The 20,125-nt window shown below is 54.7% G+C and carries 29 protein-coding genes; all 29 read left to right on the top strand.

The genetic code is table 11. The features are described 5' to 3' along the window. The first annotated feature begins 36 nt into the window (after positions 1-36). Positions 37-4,236, top strand: coding sequence for a DNA-directed RNA polymerase subunit beta' (gene rpoC, locus A7K61_RS15285; RefSeq protein ID WP_003194653.1), 4,200 nt, complete (start codon positions 37-39; stop codon positions 4,234-4,236). A 216-nt stretch (positions 4,237-4,452) separates the two neighbouring features. Further along, positions 4,453-4,824, top strand: a complete 372-nt coding sequence (gene rpsL / locus A7K61_RS15280) for a 30S ribosomal protein S12 (RefSeq protein WP_002555494.1) — start codon at positions 4,453-4,455, stop codon at positions 4,822-4,824. Positions 4,825-4,942: 118 nt separating this feature from the next. Next, positions 4,943-5,413 (top strand): 30S ribosomal protein S7, encoded by a 471-nt coding sequence (gene rpsG / locus A7K61_RS15275; protein ID WP_002555493.1) that lies wholly within the window; start codon positions 4,943-4,945, stop codon positions 5,411-5,413. A gap of 30 nt (positions 5,414-5,443) precedes the next feature. Continuing rightward, a complete protein-coding gene (gene fusA, locus A7K61_RS15270) occupies positions 5,444-7,549 on the top strand; it encodes an elongation factor G (protein WP_003194651.1) in 2,106 nt (701 codons plus the stop codon). Positions 7,550-7,579: 30 nt separating this feature from the next. Continuing rightward, complete coding sequence (tuf, locus tag A7K61_RS15265; protein WP_003176426.1) at positions 7,580-8,773, top strand: elongation factor Tu; 1,194 nt, start codon at positions 7,580-7,582, stop codon at positions 8,771-8,773. A 157-nt stretch (positions 8,774-8,930) separates the two neighbouring features. After that, positions 8,931-9,242 (top strand): 30S ribosomal protein S10, encoded by a 312-nt coding sequence (gene rpsJ, locus A7K61_RS15260; protein WP_003186070.1) that lies wholly within the window; start codon positions 8,931-8,933, stop codon positions 9,240-9,242. An 81-nt stretch (positions 9,243-9,323) separates the two neighbouring features. Continuing rightward, positions 9,324-9,959, top strand: coding sequence for a 50S ribosomal protein L3 (gene rplC / locus A7K61_RS15255; RefSeq protein ID WP_003194649.1), 636 nt, complete (start codon positions 9,324-9,326; stop codon positions 9,957-9,959). A 12-nt stretch (positions 9,960-9,971) separates the two neighbouring features. Continuing rightward, the gene (gene rplD / locus A7K61_RS15250; protein ID WP_003176424.1) at positions 9,972-10,574 is read left to right on the top strand and encodes a 50S ribosomal protein L4; all 603 of its coding nucleotides are present in this window, start codon (positions 9,972-9,974) and stop codon (positions 10,572-10,574) included. After that, positions 10,571-10,870, top strand: coding sequence for a 50S ribosomal protein L23 (gene rplW / locus A7K61_RS15245; protein WP_002555488.1), 300 nt, complete (start codon positions 10,571-10,573; stop codon positions 10,868-10,870). Before rplD ends, rplW begins: the two co-directional genes overlap by 4 nt. A 14-nt stretch (positions 10,871-10,884) precedes the next feature. After that, positions 10,885-11,709: a 50S ribosomal protein L2 gene (gene rplB / locus A7K61_RS15240; protein ID WP_003186055.1), complete on the top strand. Its 825-nt coding sequence runs from the start codon at positions 10,885-10,887 to the stop codon at positions 11,707-11,709. A 16-nt stretch (positions 11,710-11,725) separates the two neighbouring features. Next, positions 11,726-12,001: a 30S ribosomal protein S19 gene (gene rpsS, locus A7K61_RS15235; RefSeq protein WP_002555486.1), complete on the top strand. Its 276-nt coding sequence runs from the start codon at positions 11,726-11,728 to the stop codon at positions 11,999-12,001. Positions 12,002-12,012: 11 nt separating this feature from the next. Beyond that, positions 12,013-12,345, top strand: coding sequence for a 50S ribosomal protein L22 (gene rplV / locus A7K61_RS15230; RefSeq protein WP_003103908.1), 333 nt, complete (start codon positions 12,013-12,015; stop codon positions 12,343-12,345). A gap of 13 nt (positions 12,346-12,358) precedes the next feature. Then, the gene (rpsC, locus tag A7K61_RS15225) at positions 12,359-13,045 is read left to right on the top strand and encodes a 30S ribosomal protein S3 (protein WP_003176422.1); all 687 of its coding nucleotides are present in this window, start codon (positions 12,359-12,361) and stop codon (positions 13,043-13,045) included. A gap of 12 nt (positions 13,046-13,057) precedes the next feature. Continuing rightward, positions 13,058-13,471 (top strand): 50S ribosomal protein L16, encoded by a 414-nt coding sequence (gene rplP / locus A7K61_RS15220; RefSeq protein ID WP_003176421.1) that lies wholly within the window; start codon positions 13,058-13,060, stop codon positions 13,469-13,471. After that, the gene (gene rpmC / locus A7K61_RS15215; RefSeq protein WP_002555481.1) at positions 13,471-13,662 is read left to right on the top strand and encodes a 50S ribosomal protein L29; all 192 of its coding nucleotides are present in this window, start codon (positions 13,471-13,473) and stop codon (positions 13,660-13,662) included. The genes rplP and rpmC overlap by 1 nt, the downstream gene beginning before the upstream one ends. Positions 13,663-13,664: 2 nt before the next feature. Then, positions 13,665-13,931, top strand: a complete 267-nt coding sequence (gene rpsQ / locus A7K61_RS15210; protein ID WP_003194644.1) for a 30S ribosomal protein S17 — start codon at positions 13,665-13,667, stop codon at positions 13,929-13,931. Positions 13,932-13,954: 23 nt separating this feature from the next. Next, positions 13,955-14,323 (top strand): 50S ribosomal protein L14, encoded by a 369-nt coding sequence (gene rplN, locus A7K61_RS15205; RefSeq protein ID WP_002555479.1) that lies wholly within the window; start codon positions 13,955-13,957, stop codon positions 14,321-14,323. 11 nt (positions 14,324-14,334) lie between these two features. Further along, positions 14,335-14,649 carry a 50S ribosomal protein L24 gene (rplX, locus tag A7K61_RS15200; RefSeq protein WP_003176416.1) on the top strand — a complete coding sequence of 105 codons (315 nt, stop codon included), beginning with the start codon at positions 14,335-14,337 and terminating at the stop codon, positions 14,647-14,649. A gap of 22 nt (positions 14,650-14,671) precedes the next feature. Further along, positions 14,672-15,211, top strand: a complete 540-nt coding sequence (gene rplE, locus A7K61_RS15195; protein WP_003194642.1) for a 50S ribosomal protein L5 — start codon at positions 14,672-14,674, stop codon at positions 15,209-15,211. Between the two features lie 13 nt (positions 15,212-15,224). Beyond that, the gene (gene rpsN / locus A7K61_RS15190) at positions 15,225-15,530 is read left to right on the top strand and encodes a 30S ribosomal protein S14 (RefSeq protein ID WP_003176414.1); all 306 of its coding nucleotides are present in this window, start codon (positions 15,225-15,227) and stop codon (positions 15,528-15,530) included. 208 nt (positions 15,531-15,738) lie between these two features. Continuing rightward, entirely contained in the window at positions 15,739-16,131 is a 393-nt protein-coding gene (gene rpsH / locus A7K61_RS15185) for a 30S ribosomal protein S8 (protein ID WP_003176413.1), read from the top strand. 12 nt (positions 16,132-16,143) lie between these two features. Then, entirely contained in the window at positions 16,144-16,677 is a 534-nt protein-coding gene (gene rplF, locus A7K61_RS15180) for a 50S ribosomal protein L6 (RefSeq protein ID WP_003194640.1), read from the top strand. 10 nt (positions 16,678-16,687) lie between these two features. After that, the gene (gene rplR / locus A7K61_RS15175; RefSeq protein ID WP_003186037.1) at positions 16,688-17,038 is read left to right on the top strand and encodes a 50S ribosomal protein L18; all 351 of its coding nucleotides are present in this window, start codon (positions 16,688-16,690) and stop codon (positions 17,036-17,038) included. A gap of 3 nt (positions 17,039-17,041) precedes the next feature. Next, complete coding sequence (gene rpsE, locus A7K61_RS15170) at positions 17,042-17,542, top strand: 30S ribosomal protein S5 (RefSeq protein ID WP_003176409.1); 501 nt, start codon at positions 17,042-17,044, stop codon at positions 17,540-17,542. 2 nt (positions 17,543-17,544) lie between these two features. Next, a complete protein-coding gene (gene rpmD, locus A7K61_RS15165) occupies positions 17,545-17,721 on the top strand; it encodes a 50S ribosomal protein L30 (protein WP_003176408.1) in 177 nt (58 codons plus the stop codon). Between the two features lie 3 nt (positions 17,722-17,724). After that, positions 17,725-18,162, top strand: a complete 438-nt coding sequence (gene rplO / locus A7K61_RS15160; protein ID WP_003176407.1) for a 50S ribosomal protein L15 — start codon at positions 17,725-17,727, stop codon at positions 18,160-18,162. Beyond that, positions 18,163-19,491 carry a preprotein translocase subunit SecY gene (secY, locus tag A7K61_RS15155; protein ID WP_003194637.1) on the top strand — a complete coding sequence of 443 codons (1,329 nt, stop codon included), beginning with the start codon at positions 18,163-18,165 and terminating at the stop codon, positions 19,489-19,491. 28 nt (positions 19,492-19,519) lie between these two features. Further along, complete coding sequence (gene rpmJ / locus A7K61_RS31415) at positions 19,520-19,636, top strand: 50S ribosomal protein L36 (RefSeq protein WP_002555468.1); 117 nt, start codon at positions 19,520-19,522, stop codon at positions 19,634-19,636. 129 nt (positions 19,637-19,765) lie between these two features. After that, positions 19,766-20,122 (top strand): 30S ribosomal protein S13, encoded by a 357-nt coding sequence (gene rpsM / locus A7K61_RS15150; RefSeq protein ID WP_003194635.1) that lies wholly within the window; start codon positions 19,766-19,768, stop codon positions 20,120-20,122. Positions 20,123-20,125: the final 3 nt, after the last annotated feature.

The raw sequence follows: 20,125 nt of genomic DNA, 5'->3' as shown, positions 1-20,125 counted from the left end.
TTTAGCCCGCTCTCTGCTCCGCCAGGAGGAAAGGCCTTGAAAGACCTACTGAATTTGCTGAAAAACCAGGGTCAAGTCGAAGAGTTCGACGCCATCCGTATTGGATTGGCATCGCCTGAGATGATCCGTTCGTGGTCGTTCGGTGAAGTTAAAAAGCCGGAAACCATCAACTACCGTACGTTCAAACCAGAACGTGACGGCCTGTTCTGCGCCAAGATCTTTGGCCCGGTAAAGGATTACGAGTGCCTGTGCGGTAAGTACAAGCGCTTGAAGCACCGTGGTGTGATCTGCGAGAAGTGTGGCGTTGAAGTCGCGCTGGCCAAGGTTCGTCGTGAGCGCATGGCGCACATCGAACTGGCTTCGCCGGTTGCCCACATCTGGTTCCTGAAATCGCTGCCGTCCCGTATCGGCTTGCTGATGGACATGACCCTGCGTGATATCGAACGTGTTCTCTACTTCGAGAGCTATGTCGTTATCGACCCAGGCATGACCACCCTTGAAAAAGGTCAGCTGCTGAACGACGAGCAGTACTTCGAAGCGCTGGAAGAGTTCGGCGACGATTTCGATGCCCGCATGGGTGCCGAAGCTGTCCGCGAACTGCTGCACGCTATCGACCTGGAGCACGAGATTGGTCGTCTGCGCGAAGAGATTCCGCAAACCAACTCCGAAACCAAGATCAAGAAGCTGTCCAAGCGTCTGAAGTTGATGGAAGCCTTCCAGGGTTCCGGCAACTTGCCAGAGTGGATGGTGCTGACCGTTCTGCCGGTTCTGCCGCCAGACCTGCGTCCGCTGGTACCGTTGGACGGTGGTCGTTTCGCGACGTCCGACCTCAACGACCTGTACCGCCGCGTGATCAACCGTAACAACCGCTTGAAGCGCCTGCTTGATCTGTCCGCTCCGGACATCATCGTGCGCAACGAAAAGCGTATGTTGCAAGAAGCGGTCGATGCCCTGCTCGACAACGGTCGTCGTGGCCGCGCTATCACAGGTTCCAACAAGCGTCCTCTGAAATCCCTGGCTGACATGATCAAGGGTAAGCAAGGTCGTTTCCGTCAGAACTTGCTCGGTAAGCGTGTTGACTACTCCGGTCGTTCGGTAATTACCGTAGGCCCGACCCTGCGTCTGCACCAGTGCGGTCTGCCTAAGAAGATGGCACTCGAGCTGTTCAAGCCGTTCATCTTCGGCAAGCTGGAAATGCGCGGTCTCGCGACCACCATCAAAGCGGCCAAGAAAATGGTCGAGCGCGAACTGCCAGAGGTTTGGGACGTTCTTGCTGAAGTGATCCGCGAACACCCGGTTCTCCTCAACCGTGCACCGACCCTTCACCGTCTGGGTATCCAGGCGTTTGAACCTGTACTGATCGAAGGTAAGGCTATCCAGCTGCACCCTCTGGTCTGTGCTGCGTACAACGCCGACTTCGACGGCGACCAAATGGCCGTGCACGTACCGCTGACACTGGAAGCTCAGTTGGAAGCGCGTGCGTTGATGATGTCGACCAACAACATCCTGTCGCCAGCCAACGGTGAGCCAATCATCGTTCCGTCGCAGGACGTTGTATTGGGTCTGTACTACATGACCCGTGAAGCGATCAACGCCAAGGGCGAAGGTCGTGTGTTCGCTGACCTGCAAGAAGTTGACCGTGTGTTCCGTGCCGGCGAAGCCGCACTGCACGCCAAGGTCAAAGTGCGGATCCACGAAACCGTCAACGACCGTGACGGCGGCAGCGTGAGCAACACCCGTATCGTCGACACCACTGTCGGCCGTGCGCTGTTGTACCAGGTTGTGCCAAAAGGTCTGTCGTACGACGTCGTCAACCTGCCGATGAAGAAAAAGGCGATCTCCAAGCTGATCAACCAGTGCTACCGCGTGGTTGGTTTGAAAGAGACCGTTATCTTCGCTGACCAGTTGATGTACACAGGTTTCGCTTACTCGACTATCTCCGGCGTTTCCATCGGCGTTAACGACTTCGTTATCCCGGATGAAAAAGCTCGCATCATCAGTGCTGCCACTGACGAAGTGAAAGAGATCGAGAGCCAGTACGCCTCCGGCCTGGTAACCCAGGGCGAGAAGTACAACAAGGTGATCGACCTTTGGTCCAAGGCGAACGACGAAGTTTCCAAGGCGATGATGGCCAACCTCTCGAAAGAGAAAGTCATCGACCGTCACGGCGACGAAGTTGACCAGGAATCCTTCAACTCGATGTACATGATGGCCGACTCGGGCGCGCGGGGTTCTGCTGCGCAGATCCGTCAGCTCGCCGGTATGCGTGGCCTGATGGCCAAGCCGGACGGTTCCATCATCGAAACGCCGATCACTGCGAACTTCCGTGAAGGTTTGAGCGTACTTCAGTACTTCATCTCCACTCACGGTGCTCGTAAGGGTCTTGCGGATACCGCGTTGAAAACCGCTAACTCCGGTTACCTGACTCGTCGTCTGGTAGACGTTGCACAAGATCTGGTTGTAACCGAGATCGATTGCGGCACCGAGCACGGCCTGCTGATGACTCCGCATATTGAAGGCGGTGACGTTGTAGAGCCACTGGGTGAACGTGTATTGGGTCGTGTTATTGCCCGTGACGTGTTCAAGCCGGGTACCGAGGAAGTTATCGTTCCTGCTGGCACCCTGGTTGACGAGAAGTGGGTCGAGTTCATCGAACTCAACAGCATCGACGAAGTGATCGTTCGCTCGCCGATCAGCTGCGAAACCCGCTACGGCATCTGCGCCAAGTGCTACGGCCGTGACTTGGCTCGTGGTCACCAGGTGAACATCGGTGAAGCGGTCGGCGTTATCGCTGCCCAGTCTATCGGTGAGCCGGGTACCCAGCTGACCATGCGTACGTTCCACATCGGTGGTGCGGCAAGCCGGACCTCCGCAGCCGACAGCGTTCAGGTGAAGAATGGCGGTACCGTCCGCCTGCACAACCTCAAGCACGTTGAGCGAGTGGATGGCCACTTGGTTGCTGTGTCCCGTTCCGGTGAGCTGGCCATCGCTGATGACTACGGTCGTGAGCGTGAGCGTTACAAGCTGCCGTACGGTGCTGTGATTTCGGTTAAAGAAGGTGACAAGGTCGACGCTGGCGCAATCGTGGCCAAGTGGGATCCGCACACTCACCCAATCGTTACCGAAATGAAAGGTACCGTGACCTACGTGGGCATGGAAGAAGGCATCACGATCAAGCGTCAGACTGACGAATTGACCGGTATGACCAACATTGAAGTGCTCGACGCCAAAGATCGTCCAGCTGCCGGTAAGGACATCCGTCCTGCCGTGAAGATGGTCGATGACAACGGCAAGGATCTGTTGCTGCCAGGTACTGACGTAATCGCTCAGTACTTCCTGCCAGCCAACGCCCTGGTCGGTGTAGCGGATGGTGCGAAGATCGCGATCGGTGATGTTATCGCGCGTATCCCGCAAGAAACTTCGAAGACCCGTGACATCACCGGTGGTCTGCCGCGTGTTGCCGACTTGTTCGAAGCTCGTCGTCCGAAAGAAGCGTCGATTCTGGCTGAAGTCAGCGGCACCATCGCGTTCGGTAAAGAGACCAAGGGCAAGCGCCGTCTGGTCATTACCCCGAACGACGGTAGCGATCCGTATGAAGAGCTGATTCCGAAGTGGCGTCACCTGAACGTGTTCGAAGGCGAACAGGTAAACCGCGGCGAAGTTATCTCCGACGGTCCGAGCGATCCACACGACATCCTGCGTCTGCTGGGTGTGAGTGCGCTGGCCAAGTACATCGTTAACGAGATCCAGGACGTTTACCGTCTGCAAGGCGTGAAGATCAACGACAAGCACATCGAGACCATCCTGCGTCAGATGCTGCGTAAAGTTGAAATCGCTGAATCCGGCGATTCTAGTTTCATCAAGGGCGACCAGATGGAACTGACTCACGTACTGGTAGAAAACGAGCGCCTGGCGAACGAAGAGAAATTTGTCTCCAAGTTCACTCGCGTGTTGCTGGGTATCACCAAGGCGTCGTTGTCCACTGAGTCGTTCATCTCGGCGGCCTCCTTCCAGGAGACCACTCGCGTACTGACCGAAGCAGCGGTAACCGGCAAGCGCGATTACCTGCGCGGCCTGAAAGAAAACGTAGTCGTGGGTCGTCTGATCCCGGCGGGTACCGGTTTGGCTTATCACAGCGAGCGTAAGCGTCGCCGTGATGCTGACAAGCCGCTGCGCGTAAGCGCCAGTGAAGTGGAAGCTGCACTGACCGAAGCGCTGAACTCAAGCGGTAACTGAGTTCTGCGATAGATGAGTCTGGGCCCTGACACTCCCATTCGTCGGATCGAGGCATTTTTGCCCCGGTTCGACGCGAGGGGAGGTCGGGGCCTTGCCTTGACTGGGGACAAGATCCTCTTTAGACTCTTGTACCCCTAAATTTGGCGGGAATTCGTTCCTGCCATTTTGCTTTTCTTGCAAGACAATAGCGTCGCAAGACAACAGTGGAGCTAGTAGATGGCAACTATCAACCAGCTGGTACGTCAGCCGCGTAAGCGTATCGTCGAGAAATCCGACGTACCTGCGCTGCAGAACTGCCCGCAACGTCGTGGCGTATGCACCCGTGTGTATACCACCACGCCGAAAAAACCTAACTCGGCACTGCGTAAAGTATGCCGTGTGCGTCTGACCAACGGTTTCGAGGTTTCCTCGTATATCGGCGGTGAAGGCCACAACCTGCAAGAGCACAGCGTGGTACTGATCCGCGGCGGTCGTGTAAAAGACTTGCCAGGTGTTCGTTATCACACCGTACGCGGTTCTTTGGATACTTCCGGCGTTAAAGGTCGTAACCAGGGTCGTTCGAAGTACGGTACCAAGAAGCCTAAGTAGTAGCGGCTTTTTGTAAACCTGAATCATCTTATTTTCTGAGTCGATAAGAGTAAGGTCGGAGGCGTCCCGAAAGGGCACCGATTCCGAGCGAACCTGAAGACCGTTTGAGGGCTTATCCATGCCAAGAAGACGCGTAGCAGCCAAGCGCGAAGTGCTTGACGATCCAAAATACGGAAGCCAAATTCTGGCCAAGTTCATGAACCACGTGATGGAAAGCGGCAAGAAAGCCGTTGCCGAGCGTATCGTTTATGGCGCGCTGGAAAAGGTTAAAGAACGCAAGAACAGCGACCCCCTGGAAATCTTCGAGAAAGCTCTCGACGCCATCGCTCCGCTGGTCGAAGTGAAGTCGCGCCGTGTAGGCGGTGCTACTTACCAGGTTCCGGTTGAAGTTCGCCCGTCCCGTCGTAACGCTCTGGCAATGCGCTGGTTGGTAGACTTCGCCCGTAAGCGCGGCGAGAAGTCTATGGCTCTGCGTTTGGCCGGCGAACTGTTGGACGCTGCTGAAGGTAAAGGTGCTGCTGTTAAGAAGCGTGAAGACGTGCACCGTATGGCTGAAGCCAACAAAGCTTTCTCGCACTACCGCTTCTAATTTTAGCTTCACTAATTTTGCGAGGGCTTTATGGCTCGTACTACTCCGATTAGCCGCTACCGTAACATCGGTATCGTCGCTCACGTGGATGCTGGTAAAACCACCACCACCGAGCGCGTACTGTTTTACACCGGCAAAAGTCACAAAATGGGCGAGGTGCATGACGGCGCCGCGACCACAGACTGGATGGTTCAGGAGCAGGAGCGTGGTATTACCATTACTTCTGCTGCTATTACCGCCTTCTGGAAAGGTTCCGAGAAGCAGTACAAAGACGAGCATCGCTTCAACGTAATCGATACCCCGGGCCACGTAGACTTCACCATTGAAGTTGAGCGTTCCCTGCGCGTACTCGACGGCGCTGTCGTTGTGTTCTGCGGCACCTCGGGTGTTGAGCCTCAGTCGGAAACCGTATGGCGTCAAGCCAACAAGTACGGTGTTCCACGTCTTGTTTATGTAAACAAGATGGACCGTGCTGGTGCCAACTTCCTGCGCGTGATCGGTCAGATCAAGCAGCGTCTGGGTCACACTCCGGTGCCTATCCAGTTGGCTATCGGTTCCGAAGACAACTTCCAGGGTCAGATCGATCTGATCAACATGGAAGCTGTTTACTGGAATGATTCCGACAAAGGTATGGTTCCTGTTCGTAAGCCTATCCCTGAAGAGCTTCAGGAACTGGCTGACGAGTGGCGCAACAACATGGTTGAGGCTGCTGCCGAAGCCAGCGAAGAGCTGATGAACAAATACCTCGAAGGTGAAGAACTCACCAACGTGGAAATCAAGGCCGCTCTGCGTCAGCGTACTATCGCTGGTGAGATCGTCTTGGCTGTTTGCGGTTCCTCGTTCAAGAACAAGGGTGTTCCCCTGGTTCTCGACGCCGTTATCGACTACCTGCCTGCTCCAACCGACATTCCTGCTATCAAGGGTTCCAACCCTGATAACGAGGAAGAAGAAATGGAGCGTCACGCCGATGACAACGAGCCGTTCTCGGCTCTGGCGTTCAAGATCGCTACCGACCCATTCGTGGGTACTTTGACCTTCGTCCGCGTTTACTCGGGCGTGTTGGCCTCCGGCGACGGCGTGATCAACTCGGTTAAAGGCAAGAAAGAGCGCGTGGGTCGTATGGTGCAAATGCACGCAAACGCCCGTGAAGAGATCAAGGAAGTACGCGCTGGTGACATCGCGGCCCTGATCGGCATGAAGGACGTCACCACTGGTGAGACTTTGTGCGACGCTGCCAAGCCAATCATCCTGGTTCGCATGGACTTCCCGGAGCCGGTTATTTCGGTTGCCGTAGAGCCTAAGACCAAGGATGACCAGGAAAAAATGGGTATCGCTCTGGGCAAACTTGCTCAGGAAGATCCATCTTTCCGCGTCAAGACTGATGAAGAGACTGGTCAAACGATCATCTCCGGCATGGGCGAGCTGCACCTGGACATCCTGGTTGACCGGATGCGCCGTGAGTTCAACGTCGAAGCCAACATCGGTAAGCCTCAGGTTTCCTATCGTGAGCGCATCACGAAGAACTGTGAAATCGAAGGCAAGTTCGTTCGTCAGTCCGGCGGTCGTGGTCAGTTCGGTCACTGCTGGATCCGTTTTGCTCCTGCTGACGAAGGTCAGGAAGGTCTGCAATTCGTGAACGAAGTAGTAGGTGGTGTTGTTCCTAAGGAATACATCCCTGCTATCCAGAAGGGTATCGAAGAGCAGATGAAGAACGGTGTTGTTGCCGGCTATCCGCTGATCGGCCTGAAAGCAACCGTTTTTGACGGTTCTTACCACGACGTCGACTCCAACGAGATGGCGTTTAAGGTGGCTGCTTCCATGGCAACCAAGCAACTGGCCCAGAAGGGCGGTGGTGAGTTGCTTGAGCCAATCATGGCGGTAGAAGTTGTTACACCTGAAGACTATATGGGTGATGTCATGGGCGACCTTAACCGTCGTCGCGGCATGATCTTGGGTATGGAAGACACGGTTTCCGGCAAAGTGATTCGCGCCGAGGTTCCGTTGGGCGAGATGTTCGGTTATGCGACCGACGTTCGTTCCATGTCCCAGGGTCGCGCAAGCTACTCTATGGAATTCAAAAAATACAACACAGCTCCGGCGCACATCGCTGAAACTGTATCCAAAAAACAAGGCTGATTCAGTCCTTTAGGCAAGGAGTTAATTGTCGTGGCTAAAGAAAAATTTGATCGTTCCCTACCGCACGTCAACGTTGGCACCATCGGTCACGTTGACCACGGTAAAACCACTCTGACTGCTGCTCTGACTCGCGTTTGCTCCGAAGTATTCGGTTCCGCAATCGTTGATTTCGATAAAATCGACAGCGCGCCAGAAGAGAAAGCTCGTGGTATCACCATCAACACCGCGCACGTTGAATACAACTCGCTGATCCGTCACTACGCTCACGTTGACTGCCCAGGTCACGCTGACTATGTGAAGAACATGATCACCGGTGCTGCCCAGATGGACGGCGCAATCCTGGTTTGCTCGGCCGCTGATGGTCCGATGCCACAAACCCGTGAGCACATCCTGCTGTCCCGTCAGGTTGGCGTTCCGTACATCGTGGTTTACCTGAACAAGGCTGACCTGGTAGACGACGCTGAGCTGCTGGAACTGGTTGAGATGGAAGTGCGCGATCTGCTGAGCACTTACGACTTCCCAGGTGACGACACTCCGATCATCATCGGTTCTGCTCGTATGGCTCTGGAAGGCAAAGACGATAACGAAATGGGCACCACGTCCGTTCGTAAACTGGTTGAGACTCTGGACAGCTACATCCCAGATCCAGTCCGTGTTATCGACAAGCCTTTCCTGATGCCAATCGAAGACGTATTCTCGATCTCCGGTCGCGGTACTGTTGTAACTGGTCGTATCGAGCGCGGTATCGTTAAGGTACAAGATCCACTGGAAATCGTTGGTCTGCGTGACACTACCGTCACCACCTGCACCGGTGTTGAAATGTTCCGTAAGCTGCTCGACGAAGGTCGTGCTGGCGAGAACTGCGGCGTTCTGCTGCGTGGTACCAAGCGTGACGACGTTGAGCGTGGCCAGGTTCTGGTCAAGCCAGGTTCGGTTAAGCCGCACACCAAGTTCGAAGCTGAAGTGTACGTGCTGAGCAAAGAAGAAGGCGGTCGTCACACTCCGTTCTTCAAAGGCTACCGTCCACAGTTCTACTTCCGTACTACTGACGTGACTGGTAACTGCGAACTGCCGGAAGGCGTAGAAATGGTAATGCCAGGCGACAACATCAAAATGGTTGTCACCCTGATCAAAACCATCGCTATGGAAGACGGTCTGCGTTTCGCAATCCGTGAAGGCGGCCGTACCGTTGGTGCTGGCGTTGTAGCTAAAATCATCGAGTAATCTCTCTTTTGAGTGAGCTTTGATGTTTTGAGAAAGCCCCCGCTTAGCGGGGGCTTTTTTATTGGGTTGACACCTATCTAGGGCGTCTATAGAATTGCGCCTCCTTTTAACGGGCGTATTGCGCCCGGTGGGAATAGCAGCCGGAGTCTGAAATCCAATGCAAAATCAGCAAATCCGTATCAGGTTGAAGGCTTTTGACCATCGCCTGATCGACCAATCCACCCAGGAAATCGTGGAAACCGCGAAACGTACTGGTGCTCAAGTGCGTGGTCCAATTCCACTGCCTACCCGTAAAGAGCGGTTCACCGTTCTGGTCTCCCCGCACGTCAACAAAGACGCGCGTGACCAGTACGAGATCCGTACTCATAAGCGCGTACTGGACATCGTCCAGCCAACGGATAAAACCGTTGATGCACTTATGAAGCTCGATCTTGCGGCCGGTGTGGAAGTACAGATCAGCCTCGGCTAAGACTTGGGTCTTAGTCGTGTAACGCTCTGAAATGGGCGGCCATAGCGGGTGAAAGCCCCGTACACTCATGAGGTTTACAACATGACTATTGGTGTAGTCGGTCGTAAATGCGGTATGACCCGTATTTTCACCGAAGAAGGTGTCTCCATTCCGGTCACGGTCATTGAGATCGAACCGAATCGCGTCACCCAGTTCAAAACTGAAGAAACCGATGGCTATCGTGCAGTGCAAGTCACTGTCGGCGAGCGTCGTGCTTCGCGCGTGACTGCTGCTCAAGCAGGTCACTTCGCTAAAGCAAACGTTGCAGCTGGTCGTACTGTCATGGAGTTCCGTCTTGAAGACGGCGACTACCAGGCTGGCGATCTGATCAACGCTGAAATCTTCGCCGCTGGTCAACTGGTTGATGTAACCGGTCAGTCCAAAGGTAAAGGCTTCCAGGGTACGATCAAGCGTTGGAATTTCCGTGGTCAAGACAACACTCACGGTAACTCCGTTTCCCACCGCGTCCCGGGCTCTATTGGCCAGTGCCAGACTCCTGGTCGTGTATTCAAGGGCAAAAAAATGTCCGGTCATATGGGCGCTGAGCGCGTGACCGTGCAGTCCCTCGAAGTAGTGCGCGTCGACGCTGAACGCAATCTGTTGTTGGTCAAGGGTGCTGTTCCTGGCGCTACTGGCGGCAACCTGGTTGTACGTCCAGCGGCCAAGGCTCGCGGTTAAGGGGAAGCTGACATGCAATTAAATGTAAATGACGCTCAAGCGATCGAAGTTTCCGAACTGACATTTGGCGGCGAATTCAACGAGACGCTCGTTCACCAAGCAGTCGTGGCCTACATGGCCGGCGGCCGTCAAGGTAGCAAGCAGCAAAAGACCCGTTCCGACGTACGTGGTGGCGGTAAGCGCCCTTGGCGTCAGAAAGGCACTGGCCGTGCTCGTGCCGGTACTATCCGTAGCCCAATCTGGCGTGGCGGCGGTACCACTTTCGCAGCTCGTCCACAGGATCACTCTCAGAAGCTCAACAAGAAGATGTACCGCGCAGCACTGCGCTCCATCCTTGCTGAACTCGTGCGTACTGATCGTCTGGTCGTGGTTCAGGACTTCGCTGTTGAAAGTCCAAAAACCAAAGATCTGCTGGGCAAACTGAACAACATGAGCCTGACCGACGTTTTGATCGTGTCCGAAGCTGTTGATCAGAACCTGTACCTGGCTGCTCGCAACCTGCCACACGTTGATGTACGTGACGTGCAAGGTTCCGATCCAGTTAGTCTGATCGCATACGACAAGGTGTTGATCACCGTGTCGGCCGTGAAGAAATTCGAGGAGCTGCTGGGATGAACCAGGAACGCGTATTTAAAGTTCTGCTTGGCCCGCACGTTTCCGAAAAGGCTACGGTTCTGGCTGACAAGAAAGGCCAGTTCGTTTTCAAGGTTGCAACTGACGCAACCAAGCTGGAAATCAAGAAGGCCGTCGAAAGCCTGTTCAGCGTGAAAGTAGAGCGTGTTACTACCCTGAATGTTCTGGGTAAGAGCAAGCGCACTGCTCGCGGTCTGGGCAAGCGTAATGACTGGAAGAAGGCAGTTATCTCCCTTCAGCCAGGCCAAGATCTCGATTTCAGCAGCAGTGCTGAGTAAGGAAGGGGTGCATCATGGCAATCGTTAAATGCAAACCGACTTCCCCTGGCCGCCGTTTTGTGGTCAAGGTGGTCAACCAGGAGCTGCATAAAGGCGCTCCTCACGCACCGCTGCTCGAGAAAAAATCGAAGTCTGGTGGTCGTAACAACAATGGTCGCATTACCACTCGTCACATCGGTGGTGGCCATAAGCAGCATTATCGTCTGGTCGACTTCCGTCGCAACGACAAAGATGGCATCGCTGCCACTGTCGAGCGTATCGAATACGATCCAAACCGTACTGCTCACATCGCTCTGCTGCTGTACGCAGATGGCGAGCGTCGCTACATCATCGCCCCTAAAGGCGTGAGTGCTGGCGACCAGCTGATCGCAGGTGCTCTGGCACCGATCAAGCCGGGCAACGCTCTGCAACTGCGTAACATTCCAGTTGGTAGCACCGTACACGGCATCGAATTGAAACCAGGTAAAGGCGCACAGATCGCTCGTTCCGCTGGTGCTTCGGCTCAGCTGATCGCTCGTGAAGGTGTCTACGTGACCCTGCGTCTGCGTTCTGGTGAGATGCGTAAAGTACTGGCTGAATGCCGTGCGACCCTGGGCGAAGTCTCGAACTCCGAGCACAGCCTGCGTTCGTTGGGTAAAGCTGGTGCCAAACGCTGGCGTGGCGTTCGCCCAACCGTTCGTGGTGTTGCCATGAACCCGGTTGACCACCCACACGGTGGTGGTGAAGGTCGTACCTCTGGTGGTCGTCATCCGGTATCGCCATGGGGCTTCCCGACTAAGGGCGCGAAGACTCGTGGTAATAAGCGTACCGACAAAATGATCGTCCGTCGTCGCAAGTAAATAGAGGGATACGACAGTGCCACGTTCTCTGAAAAAAGGTCCTTTTATTGATCTTCACCTACTGAAGAAGATCGAAGTGGCGGCGGAAAAGAACGATCGCAAACCAGTTAAAACCTGGTCGCGTCGTTCGATGATCCTGCCACAAATGGTCGGTCTGACCATCGCAGTACACAACGGTCGTCAACACGTCCCAGTTCTCGTTAACGAAGACATGGTCGGCCACAAACTGGGCGAGTTTGCCGGTACCCGCACTTATCGTGGGCACGTGGCAGACAAGAAAGCCAAGCGTTAAGGGGTTAGGAAATGGAAGTAGCCGCTAAGTTGTCGGGCGCTCGAATCTCCGCCCAGAAAGCCCGCTTGGTCGCCGACCAGATCCGCGGGAAGAAGGTGGGCGAAGCGCTCAACCTGTTGGCTTTCAGCAGTAAGAAAGCCGCCGAGATCATGAAGAAAGTGCTGGAGTCGGCCGTAGCCAACGCCGAGCATAACGAAGGCGCAGACGTTGATGACCTGAAGGTCAGCACCGTTTTCGTCAACGAAGGGCGTTCGCTGAAGCGCATCATGCCACGTGCCAAAGGCCGTGCTGATCGCATCGTCAAGCGGTCTTGCCATATCACTGTCAAGGTTGCTGACAAGTAACGGAGTCGAAGAGATGGGTCAGAAAGTACATCCCATTGGCATTCGCCTGGGAATCGTCAAGGAGCACACCTCCGTCTGGTACGCAGACGGTCGGACTTATGCGGACTACTTGTTCGCTGATCTGAAGGTGCGTGAGTATCTCCAAGACAAACTAAAAAGCGCGTCCGTAAGCCGTATCGATATCCATCGTCCGGCCCAAACTGCACGTATCACCATCCACACCGCTCGTCCAGGTATCGTTATCGGGAAGAAAGGTGAAGATGTTGAGAAACTGCGTCAGGACCTGACCAAGCAAATGGGTGTGCCTGTGCACATCAATATCGAAGAGATCCGCAAGCCGGAGCTCGACGGTATGCTGGTTGCGCAGAGCGTAGCTCAGCAGCTGGAGCGTCGCGTAATGTTCCGTCGCGCTATGAAGCGCGCCGTACAGAACGCCATGCGCATTGGTGCCAAAGGCATCAAAATCCAAGTGAGCGGTCGTCTCGGCGGTGCTGAAATCGCACGTACTGAATGGTATCGCGAAGGTCGTGTGCCACTGCACACCCTGCGTGCCGACATCGACTATGCCAACTACGAAGCTCACACCACTTACGGTGTGATCGGTGTAAAGGTTTGGATCTTCAAAGGCGAAGTAATTGGTGGTCGCCAAGAAGAACTGAAACCACAAGCACCAGCGCCTCGTAAAAAAGCTGCTAAGTAAGGGGTACGCCAAATGTTGCAACCTAAGCGTACGAAGTTCCGCAAGCAGATGACAGGCCACAACCGTGGTCTGGCTCAGCGCGGTAGCAAAGTCAGCTTCGGCGAGTTCGCGCTGAAGTCTGTAGCTCGTGGTCGTCTCACCGCTCGTCAGATCGAGTCAGCGCGTCGTGCTCTGACCCGTCACGTAAAACGTGGCGGCAAGATCTGGATCCGTGTATTCCCGGACAAGCCGATCTCCAAAAAGCCTCTTGAGGTTCGGATGGGTAAAGGTAAGGGTAACGTGGAATACTGGGTAGCCCAGATTCAGCCAGGCAAAGTCCTGTATGAAATCGAGGGTGTTTCTGAAGAGCTGGCGCGTGAGGCTTTCGCCCTGGCTGCTGCAAAGCTGCCGCTCGCCACCTCCTTTGTTAAACGGACGGTGATGTGATGAAAGCGAATGAACTTCGTGAAAAATCCGCACAGCAGCTGAACGAGCAACTGCTCGGCCTGCTGCGCGACCAGTTCAATCTGCGTATGCAGAAAGCAACTGGCCAGTTGGGGCAGTCTCATCTGCTCTCGCAAGTTAAGCGTGACATCGCTCGCGTGAAGACTGTGCTCAACCAGCAGGCAGGTAAGTGATCATGGCTGAAGCCGAAAAGACTGTCCGTACGCTGACTGGCCGTGTTGTCAGCGACAAGATGGACAAAACCATCACCGTTTTGATCGAGCGTCGCGTTAAGCACCCGATCTACGGTAAATATGTTAAGCGTTCGACTAAGCTGCACGCGCACGACGAAACCAATCAGTGCCACATCGGCGACAAAGTCACTATTCGTGAAACTCGTCCGATGGCCAAGACCAAGTCTTGGGCACTGGTTGATGTTCTCGAACGCGCTGTGGAAGTCTAAGGACTAGGGGTCGGAGAAATTATATGATTCAGACTCAATCCATGCTCGATGTGGCCGATAACAGCGGCGCTCGCCGTGTTATGTGCATCAAGGTGCTGGGTGGCTCCCATCGTCGTTACGCTGGTATCGGTGACATCATCAAAGTTACCGTGAAGGAAGCAATTCCTCGCGGTAAGGTGAAAAAAGGCCAAGTGATGACTGCTGTTGTAGTCCGCACTCGTCACGGCGTACGTCGTGCTGATGGCTCCATTATCCGCTTTGATGGCAACGCTGCTGTTCTTCTGAACAACAAGCAAGAGCCGATCGGCACCCGTATCTTTGGGCCAGTGACCCGTGAACTTCGTACTGAGAAGTTCATGAAGATCGTCTCGCTCGCCCCAGAAGTGCTGTAAGGAGATCCGACATGCAAAAGATTCGTCGTGACGACGAGATCATCGTGATCGCCGGCAAAGACAAAGGTAAGCGCGGTAAGGTGCTTAAGGTTCTCGCTAATAACCGTCTGGTTATCGGTGGTCTGAACCTGGTCAAGCGTCATACCAAGCCTAACCCGATGTCGGGCGTGCAGGGCGGTATCGTCGAGAAAGAAGCTCCGCTGGATGCTTCTAACGTCGCCATCTTCAACGGCGAAACCAACAAGGCTGACCGCGTTGGTTTCAAAGTAGAAGACGGTAAGAAAATTCGTGTCTTCAAGTCGACCCAAAAAGCGGTTGATGCTTGAACACTGCTAGGTAGATTAGACCATGGCACGACTACAAGAGATTTACCGGAAGGAAATCGCCCCTAAGCTTAAGGAAGAACTTAAGCTCGGGAACGTGATGGAAGTTCCGCGCGTCACCAAAATCACCCTGAACATGGGTCTGGGCGAAGCGATCGGCGACAAAAAAGTCATCGAGCACGCTGTTGCCGACCTGGAAAAGATCACCGGTCAGAAAGTCGTTGTGACTTACGCTCGGAAATCCATCGCTGGCTTTAAAGTCCGTGAAGGTTGGCCGATCGGCGTCAAAGTGACTCTGCGCCGTGAGCGTATGTACGAATTCCTGGATCGTCTGCTGTCGATCTCCCTGCCTCGGGTCCGCGACTTCCGCGGCCTGAATGCCAAGTCCTTCGATGGTCGTGGTAACTACAGCATGGGCGTGAAAGAGCAGATCATCTTCCCGGAAATCGACTACGACAAGATCGATGCTCTCCGCGGTCTGGACATCACCCTGACCACCACTGCCAAGAACGATGATGAAGGTCGCGCCCTGTTGCGTGCTTTCAAATTCCCGTTCCGCAACTGATTGGAGTAGGACCATGGCCAAGATGAGCATGAAAAACCGCGAGCTGAAGCGTCAGCTCACGGTTGCCAAGTACGCCAAGAAGCGTGCAGCACTGAAAGCAATCATCGTTGATCTGAACGCAAGTCCAGAAGCGCGTTGGGAAGCGACAGTTGCTCTGCAGAAGCAGCCACGTGACGCAAGCGCTTCGCGCATGCGTAACCGCTGCCGCCTGACCGGTCGTCCACACGGCGTTTACCGCAAGTTCGGCCTCGGCCGTAACAAACTGCGTGAAGCGGCAATGCGTGGTGACGTACCAGGTCTGGTTAAAGCCAGCTGGTAAGTACTTTCAACGTCCAGGTGGTCGGAATCGCAAGATACTGACCACCGGTGACCTTGAATCTGGATCAAGCCCCTTTTGGGGCTTGTTTCATTTCTGGAGTATGTCTAAAATACGCGGCTCGCCTGAGCCCGTGTTTTTTGTGCTCGGAGATTCTCGGCGACATATGTAGCCGCAAGGCTAATTTTTTTGTATTAGGAGCGTCTAGCCCATGAGTATGCAGGACCCGTTAGCGGACATGCTAACTCGTATCCGTAATGCCCAGATGGCTGAAAAGTCCGTCGTAAGCATGCCATCTTCCAAGTTGAAGGTAGCTGTTGCCAAAGTCCTGAAAGACGAAGGCTACATTGCGGGTTATCAGATCAGCAGCGAAATCAAACCACTGCTGTCCATCGAGCTGAAGTACTTCGAAGGCCGTTCGGTCATCGAGGAAGTGAAGCGCGTTAGCCGTCCAGGCCTGCGTCAGTACAAGTCCGCTGAAGATCTGCCGAAAGTTCGTGGCGGTCTGGGCGTGTCTATCGTCTCCACCAACAAAGGTGTGATGACGGATCGTGCTGCGCGCGCTGCCGGTGTCGGCGGCGAAGTTCTTTGCACTGTGTTCTAAGGGGGGATAAGCATGTCTCGCGTCGCTAAGAACCCCGTTAAGCTGCCAGCCGGTGTCGAAGTCAAATTCGCAGGCCAACAGCTTTCGGTGAAGGGTGCCAAGGGTACTCTTGAACTGAACATCCATTCGTCCGTTGAGATCGTTGAAGAAGCTGGTGAGCTGCGTTTCGCTGCTCGCAATGGCGATCAACAAACTCGCGCAATGGCCGGTACCACGCGTGCGTTGGTAAACAACATGGTCCAAGGCGTAAGCCAAGGCTTCGAGCGTAAGCTCCAGCTGGTCGGTGTTGGTTACAAAGCGCAAGCAAAAGGCACGGTTTTGAACCTTGCCCTTGGCTTCTCGCACCCAGTGGATTACGAACTGCCAGCGGGCATCACTGCTGAGACTCCTAGCCAGACCGATATCCTGATCAAGGGCATCGATAAGCAGCTGGTAGGTCAAGTGGCCGCTGAGATCCGCGACTTCCGTCCACCAGAGCCGTACAAAGGCAAAGGTGTGCGCTACGCGGACGAAGTCGTCCGTCGTAAAGAAGCCAAGAAGAAGTAGGGCATAGCAAATGACCGACAAAAAAGTTACTCGACTGCGTCGCGCTCGCAAAGCACGCCTGAAAATGCACGAACTCGAAGTCGTGCGTCTCTGCGTGTTCCGCTCGTCGCAGCACATCTACGCCCAGGTCATCTCGGCCGACGGCAACAAAGTCCTGGCAAGCGCCTCGACTTTGGATAAAGAACTGCGTGATGGTGCCACTGGCAACATCGACGCGGCCACAAAGGTTGGCCAGCTGGTCGCTACGCGTGCTAAGGCCGCTGGCGTCTCGCAAGTGGCTTTCGACCGCTCTGGCTTCAAGTACCACGGTCGCGTGAAAGCGCTGGCTGATGCTGCTCGTGAAGCTGGGCTGGAGTTCTAAGTTATGTCAAATAACGACCAAAAGCGCGACGAAGGCTACATTGAGAAGCTGGTTCAAGTTAACCGCGTAGCCAAAACCGTTAAAGGCGGCCGTATCTTCACTTTCACCGCGTTGACCGTGGTGGGTGATGGTAAAGGGCGTGTTGGCTTCGGCCGTGGCAAGTCACGTGAAGTGCCTGCTGCGATCCAGAAGGCAATGGAAGCTGCTCGTCGCAACATGATCCAAGTTGATCTGAACGGCACCACTCTGCAGTACGCAATGAAGTCCGCTCACGGCGCTTCGAAGGTGTACATGCAGCCTGCTTCTGAAGGTACCGGTATCATCGCTGGCGGCGCTATGCGTGCTGTCCTCGAAGTTGCTGGCGTTCAGAACGTTCTGGCCAAGTGCTACGGCTCGACTAACCCGGTAAACGTGGTTCACGCCACTTTCAAGGGTCTGAAGGCTATGCAATCTCCTGAGTCCATCGCTGCCAAGCGTGGTCTGACTGTCAAGGAGATCTTCTGATCATGGCTACCGTTAAAGTAACGCTGATCAAAAGCATGACCGGCCGCATCCCTAACCACAAATTGTGCGTTAAAGGTTTGGGTCTGCGTCGCATCGGTCACACTGTAGAAGTCCAGGATACTCCCGAGAATCGCGGGATGATCAACAAGGCTTACTACATGCTGCGTGTAGAGGGTTAATCGATGAAACTCAATGATCTGAGTCCAGCGCCGGGTTCCCGTCGCGAAAAGCATCGTCCGGGCCGTGGTATCGGTAGTGGTTTGGGTAAGACCGGTGGCCGTGGCCACAAGGGTCAAACCTCCCGCTCCGGTGGCACCATTGCTCCAGGCTTTGAAGGCGGTCAACAGCCGCTGCATCGTCGCCTGCCTAAGTTCGGTTTCGTATCCCTGAAAGCCATGGACCGCGCAGAAGTGCGTCTGTCCGAGCTGGCTAAAGTGGAAGGCGACATCGTTACTGTGCAGACCCTGAAAGATGCCAACGTGATCAACGTCAACGTACAGCGTGTGAAAATCATGCTGTCCGGTGAAGTGACTCGCGCTGTCACTATCGGCAAGGGAATCGGCGCCACCAAAGGTGCGCGTTCGGCTATCGAAGCAGCTGGCGGCAAGTTCGAGGAATAAATGGCTAAGCAAGGTGCTCTCTCAGCGCTCGGCAAAGGCGGTATGTCTGAACTTTGGGCTCGTCTGCGTTTTCTGTTCCTGGCGATTATCGTCTACCGAATAGGCGCACACATCCCGGTTCCAGGTATCAACCCGGACCGACTCGCAGACCTGTTTCGACAGAATGAGGGGACCATTCTTAGCTTGTTCAACATGTTTTCCGGCGGCGCGCTGGAGCGGATGAGCATCTTTGCACTGGGGATCATGCCGTACATCTCGGCATCGATCATCATGCAGCTGATGACAGCCGTCAGCCCGCAGCTGGAGCAGTTGAAGAAGGAAGGTGAAGCTGGCCGTCGCAAGATTAGCCAGTACACCCGCTACGGCACTGTCGTCCTCGCCCTGGTTCAAGCTATCGGCATGTCCGTTGGCTTGGCCGGGCAGGGCGTTGCGTTCACTGGTGACTTTGGCTTCCATTTCGTCGCAGTATCCACGTTTGTGGCTGGTGCGATGTTCATGATGTGGCTGGGTGAGCAGATTACTGAGCGTGGTGTTGGCAACGGTATCTCGATGTTGATTTTCGCAGGTATCGTCGCCGGTCTTCCGAGAGCAATCGGGCAGTCTTTCGAGTCTGCGCGTCAGGGTGATATCAATATCTTCGCCTTGGTTGCCATCGGTTTGCTGGCAGTAGCGATTATCGGTTTTGTGGTGTTCATTGAGCGTGGCCAGCGTCGTATTGCTGTTCACTACGCCAAGCGTCAGCAGGGCCGTAAGGTCTTTGCTGCGCAGACCAGCCACTTGCCGCTGAAAGTGAATATGGCCGGTGTTATTCCGGCAATTTTCGCGAGCAGCATCTTGCTGTTTCCGGCTTCGTTGGGTACCTGGTTTGGTCAGTCTGAAAATATGGGCTGGCTGCAGGACCTCTCTCAGTCGATCGCTCCTGGTCAGCCGTTGAATATTCTGCTGTTTAGTGCAGGGATTATTTTCTTCTGCTTCTTCTATACGGCGTTGATGTTCAATCCGAAAGACGTAGCGGAAAACCTGAAGAAGTCCGGTGCCTTTATTCCGGGCATCCGTCCAGGTGAGCAGTCGGCACGCTACATTGATGGCGTTCTGACTCGTTTGACCCTGTTCGGTGCTCTATATATGACGGCCGTGTGTCTGTTGCCCCAGTTCCTGGTGGTTGCAGCAAACGTTCCGTTCTACCTTGGCGGGACCTCGTTGCTGATCGTGGTCGTGGTTGTGATGGACTTCATGTCCCAAGTACAATCGCACCTCGTTTCGCACCAGTACGAATCCCTGATGAAGAAAGCCAACCTGAAGGGCTACGGCAGCGGCATGTTGCGCTGAGTACCCCATAAGGTTCGAGGAGTTGGTGATGAAAGTTCGTGCATCGGTGAAAAAGCTGTGCCGTAACTGCAAGATTATTCGCCGCGAAGGTGTTGTTCGAGTAATTTGCAGCGCGGAACCGCGTCACAAACAGCGCCAAGGCTGAGTGTGATCCGCTTGAAGCCCGGCAGCTAGTGCGCTGCCGGGTTGATTATTTGTTATTACAGCGATATTATCTCGCGCCCTATTTCTTGGCTTCCGGGGCGTAGGTAGCTGTCAATTGGAGTCCCACTGAATGGCCCGTATTGCAGGCGTTAACATTCCAGATAACAAGCACACTGTTATCTCGCTGACCTACATCTATGGTGTTGGTCGCACTACTGCGCAGAAAATTTGCGCGGTCGCTGGGGTAAACCCAGCCGCTAAGATCAAGGATCTGAGCGACGAGCAGATTGAACAGCTGCGTGGCGAAGTGGCGAAGTTCACCACTGAAGGTGACCTGCGTCGCGAAATCAACATGAAAATCAAGCGTTTGATGGACCTCGGTTGCTATCGCGGTCTGCGTCATCGTCGTGGTCTTCCAGTACGCGGTCAGCGTACCAAGACTAACGCGCGTACCCGTAAAGGTCCGCGTAAGCCGATCCGCAAGTAATCG

The organism is Pseudomonas sp. AP42, from assembly GCF_001728935.1.
Classification (GTDB): domain Bacteria; phylum Pseudomonadota; class Gammaproteobacteria; order Pseudomonadales; family Pseudomonadaceae; genus Aquipseudomonas; species Aquipseudomonas lactis.
This window is presented reverse-complemented; position numbering and strand designations above follow the sequence as displayed.

Excerpts from the sequence above, each read along its gene's own strand:
- rpsL (WP_002555494.1), top strand. The coding sequence starts at position 4,453 with ATGGCAACTATCAACCAGCTGGTACGTCAGCCGCGTAAGCGTATCGTC.
- rpsG (WP_002555493.1), top strand. The coding sequence starts at position 4,943 with ATGCCAAGAAGACGCGTAGCAGCCAAGCGCGAAGTGCTTGACGATCCA.
- fusA (WP_003194651.1), top strand. The coding sequence starts at position 5,444 with ATGGCTCGTACTACTCCGATTAGCCGCTACCGTAACATCGGTATCGTC.
- rpsJ (WP_003186070.1), top strand. The coding sequence starts at position 8,931 with ATGCAAAATCAGCAAATCCGTATCAGGTTGAAGGCTTTTGACCATCGC.
- rplC (WP_003194649.1), top strand. The coding sequence starts at position 9,324 with ATGACTATTGGTGTAGTCGGTCGTAAATGCGGTATGACCCGTATTTTC.
- rplD (WP_003176424.1), top strand. The coding sequence starts at position 9,972 with ATGCAATTAAATGTAAATGACGCTCAAGCGATCGAAGTTTCCGAACTG.
- rplW (WP_002555488.1), top strand. The coding sequence starts at position 10,571 with ATGAACCAGGAACGCGTATTTAAAGTTCTGCTTGGCCCGCACGTTTCC.
- rplB (WP_003186055.1), top strand. The coding sequence starts at position 10,885 with ATGGCAATCGTTAAATGCAAACCGACTTCCCCTGGCCGCCGTTTTGTG.
- rplV (WP_003103908.1), top strand. The coding sequence starts at position 12,013 with ATGGAAGTAGCCGCTAAGTTGTCGGGCGCTCGAATCTCCGCCCAGAAA.
- rpsC (WP_003176422.1), top strand. The coding sequence starts at position 12,359 with ATGGGTCAGAAAGTACATCCCATTGGCATTCGCCTGGGAATCGTCAAG.
- rplP (WP_003176421.1), top strand. The coding sequence starts at position 13,058 with ATGTTGCAACCTAAGCGTACGAAGTTCCGCAAGCAGATGACAGGCCAC.
- rpmC (WP_002555481.1), top strand. The coding sequence starts at position 13,471 with ATGAAAGCGAATGAACTTCGTGAAAAATCCGCACAGCAGCTGAACGAG.
- rpsQ (WP_003194644.1), top strand. The coding sequence starts at position 13,665 with ATGGCTGAAGCCGAAAAGACTGTCCGTACGCTGACTGGCCGTGTTGTC.
- rplN (WP_002555479.1), top strand. The coding sequence starts at position 13,955 with ATGATTCAGACTCAATCCATGCTCGATGTGGCCGATAACAGCGGCGCT.
- rplX (WP_003176416.1), top strand. The coding sequence starts at position 14,335 with ATGCAAAAGATTCGTCGTGACGACGAGATCATCGTGATCGCCGGCAAA.
- rplE (WP_003194642.1), top strand. The coding sequence starts at position 14,672 with ATGGCACGACTACAAGAGATTTACCGGAAGGAAATCGCCCCTAAGCTT.
- rpsN (WP_003176414.1), top strand. The coding sequence starts at position 15,225 with ATGGCCAAGATGAGCATGAAAAACCGCGAGCTGAAGCGTCAGCTCACG.
- rpsH (WP_003176413.1), top strand. The coding sequence starts at position 15,739 with ATGAGTATGCAGGACCCGTTAGCGGACATGCTAACTCGTATCCGTAAT.
- rplF (WP_003194640.1), top strand. The coding sequence starts at position 16,144 with ATGTCTCGCGTCGCTAAGAACCCCGTTAAGCTGCCAGCCGGTGTCGAA.
- rplR (WP_003186037.1), top strand. The coding sequence starts at position 16,688 with ATGACCGACAAAAAAGTTACTCGACTGCGTCGCGCTCGCAAAGCACGC.
- rpsE (WP_003176409.1), top strand. The coding sequence starts at position 17,042 with ATGTCAAATAACGACCAAAAGCGCGACGAAGGCTACATTGAGAAGCTG.
- rpmD (WP_003176408.1), top strand. The coding sequence starts at position 17,545 with ATGGCTACCGTTAAAGTAACGCTGATCAAAAGCATGACCGGCCGCATC.
- rplO (WP_003176407.1), top strand. The coding sequence starts at position 17,725 with ATGAAACTCAATGATCTGAGTCCAGCGCCGGGTTCCCGTCGCGAAAAG.
- secY (WP_003194637.1), top strand. The coding sequence starts at position 18,163 with ATGGCTAAGCAAGGTGCTCTCTCAGCGCTCGGCAAAGGCGGTATGTCT.
- rpmJ (WP_002555468.1), top strand. The coding sequence starts at position 19,520 with ATGAAAGTTCGTGCATCGGTGAAAAAGCTGTGCCGTAACTGCAAGATT.
- rpsM (WP_003194635.1), top strand. The coding sequence starts at position 19,766 with ATGGCCCGTATTGCAGGCGTTAACATTCCAGATAACAAGCACACTGTT.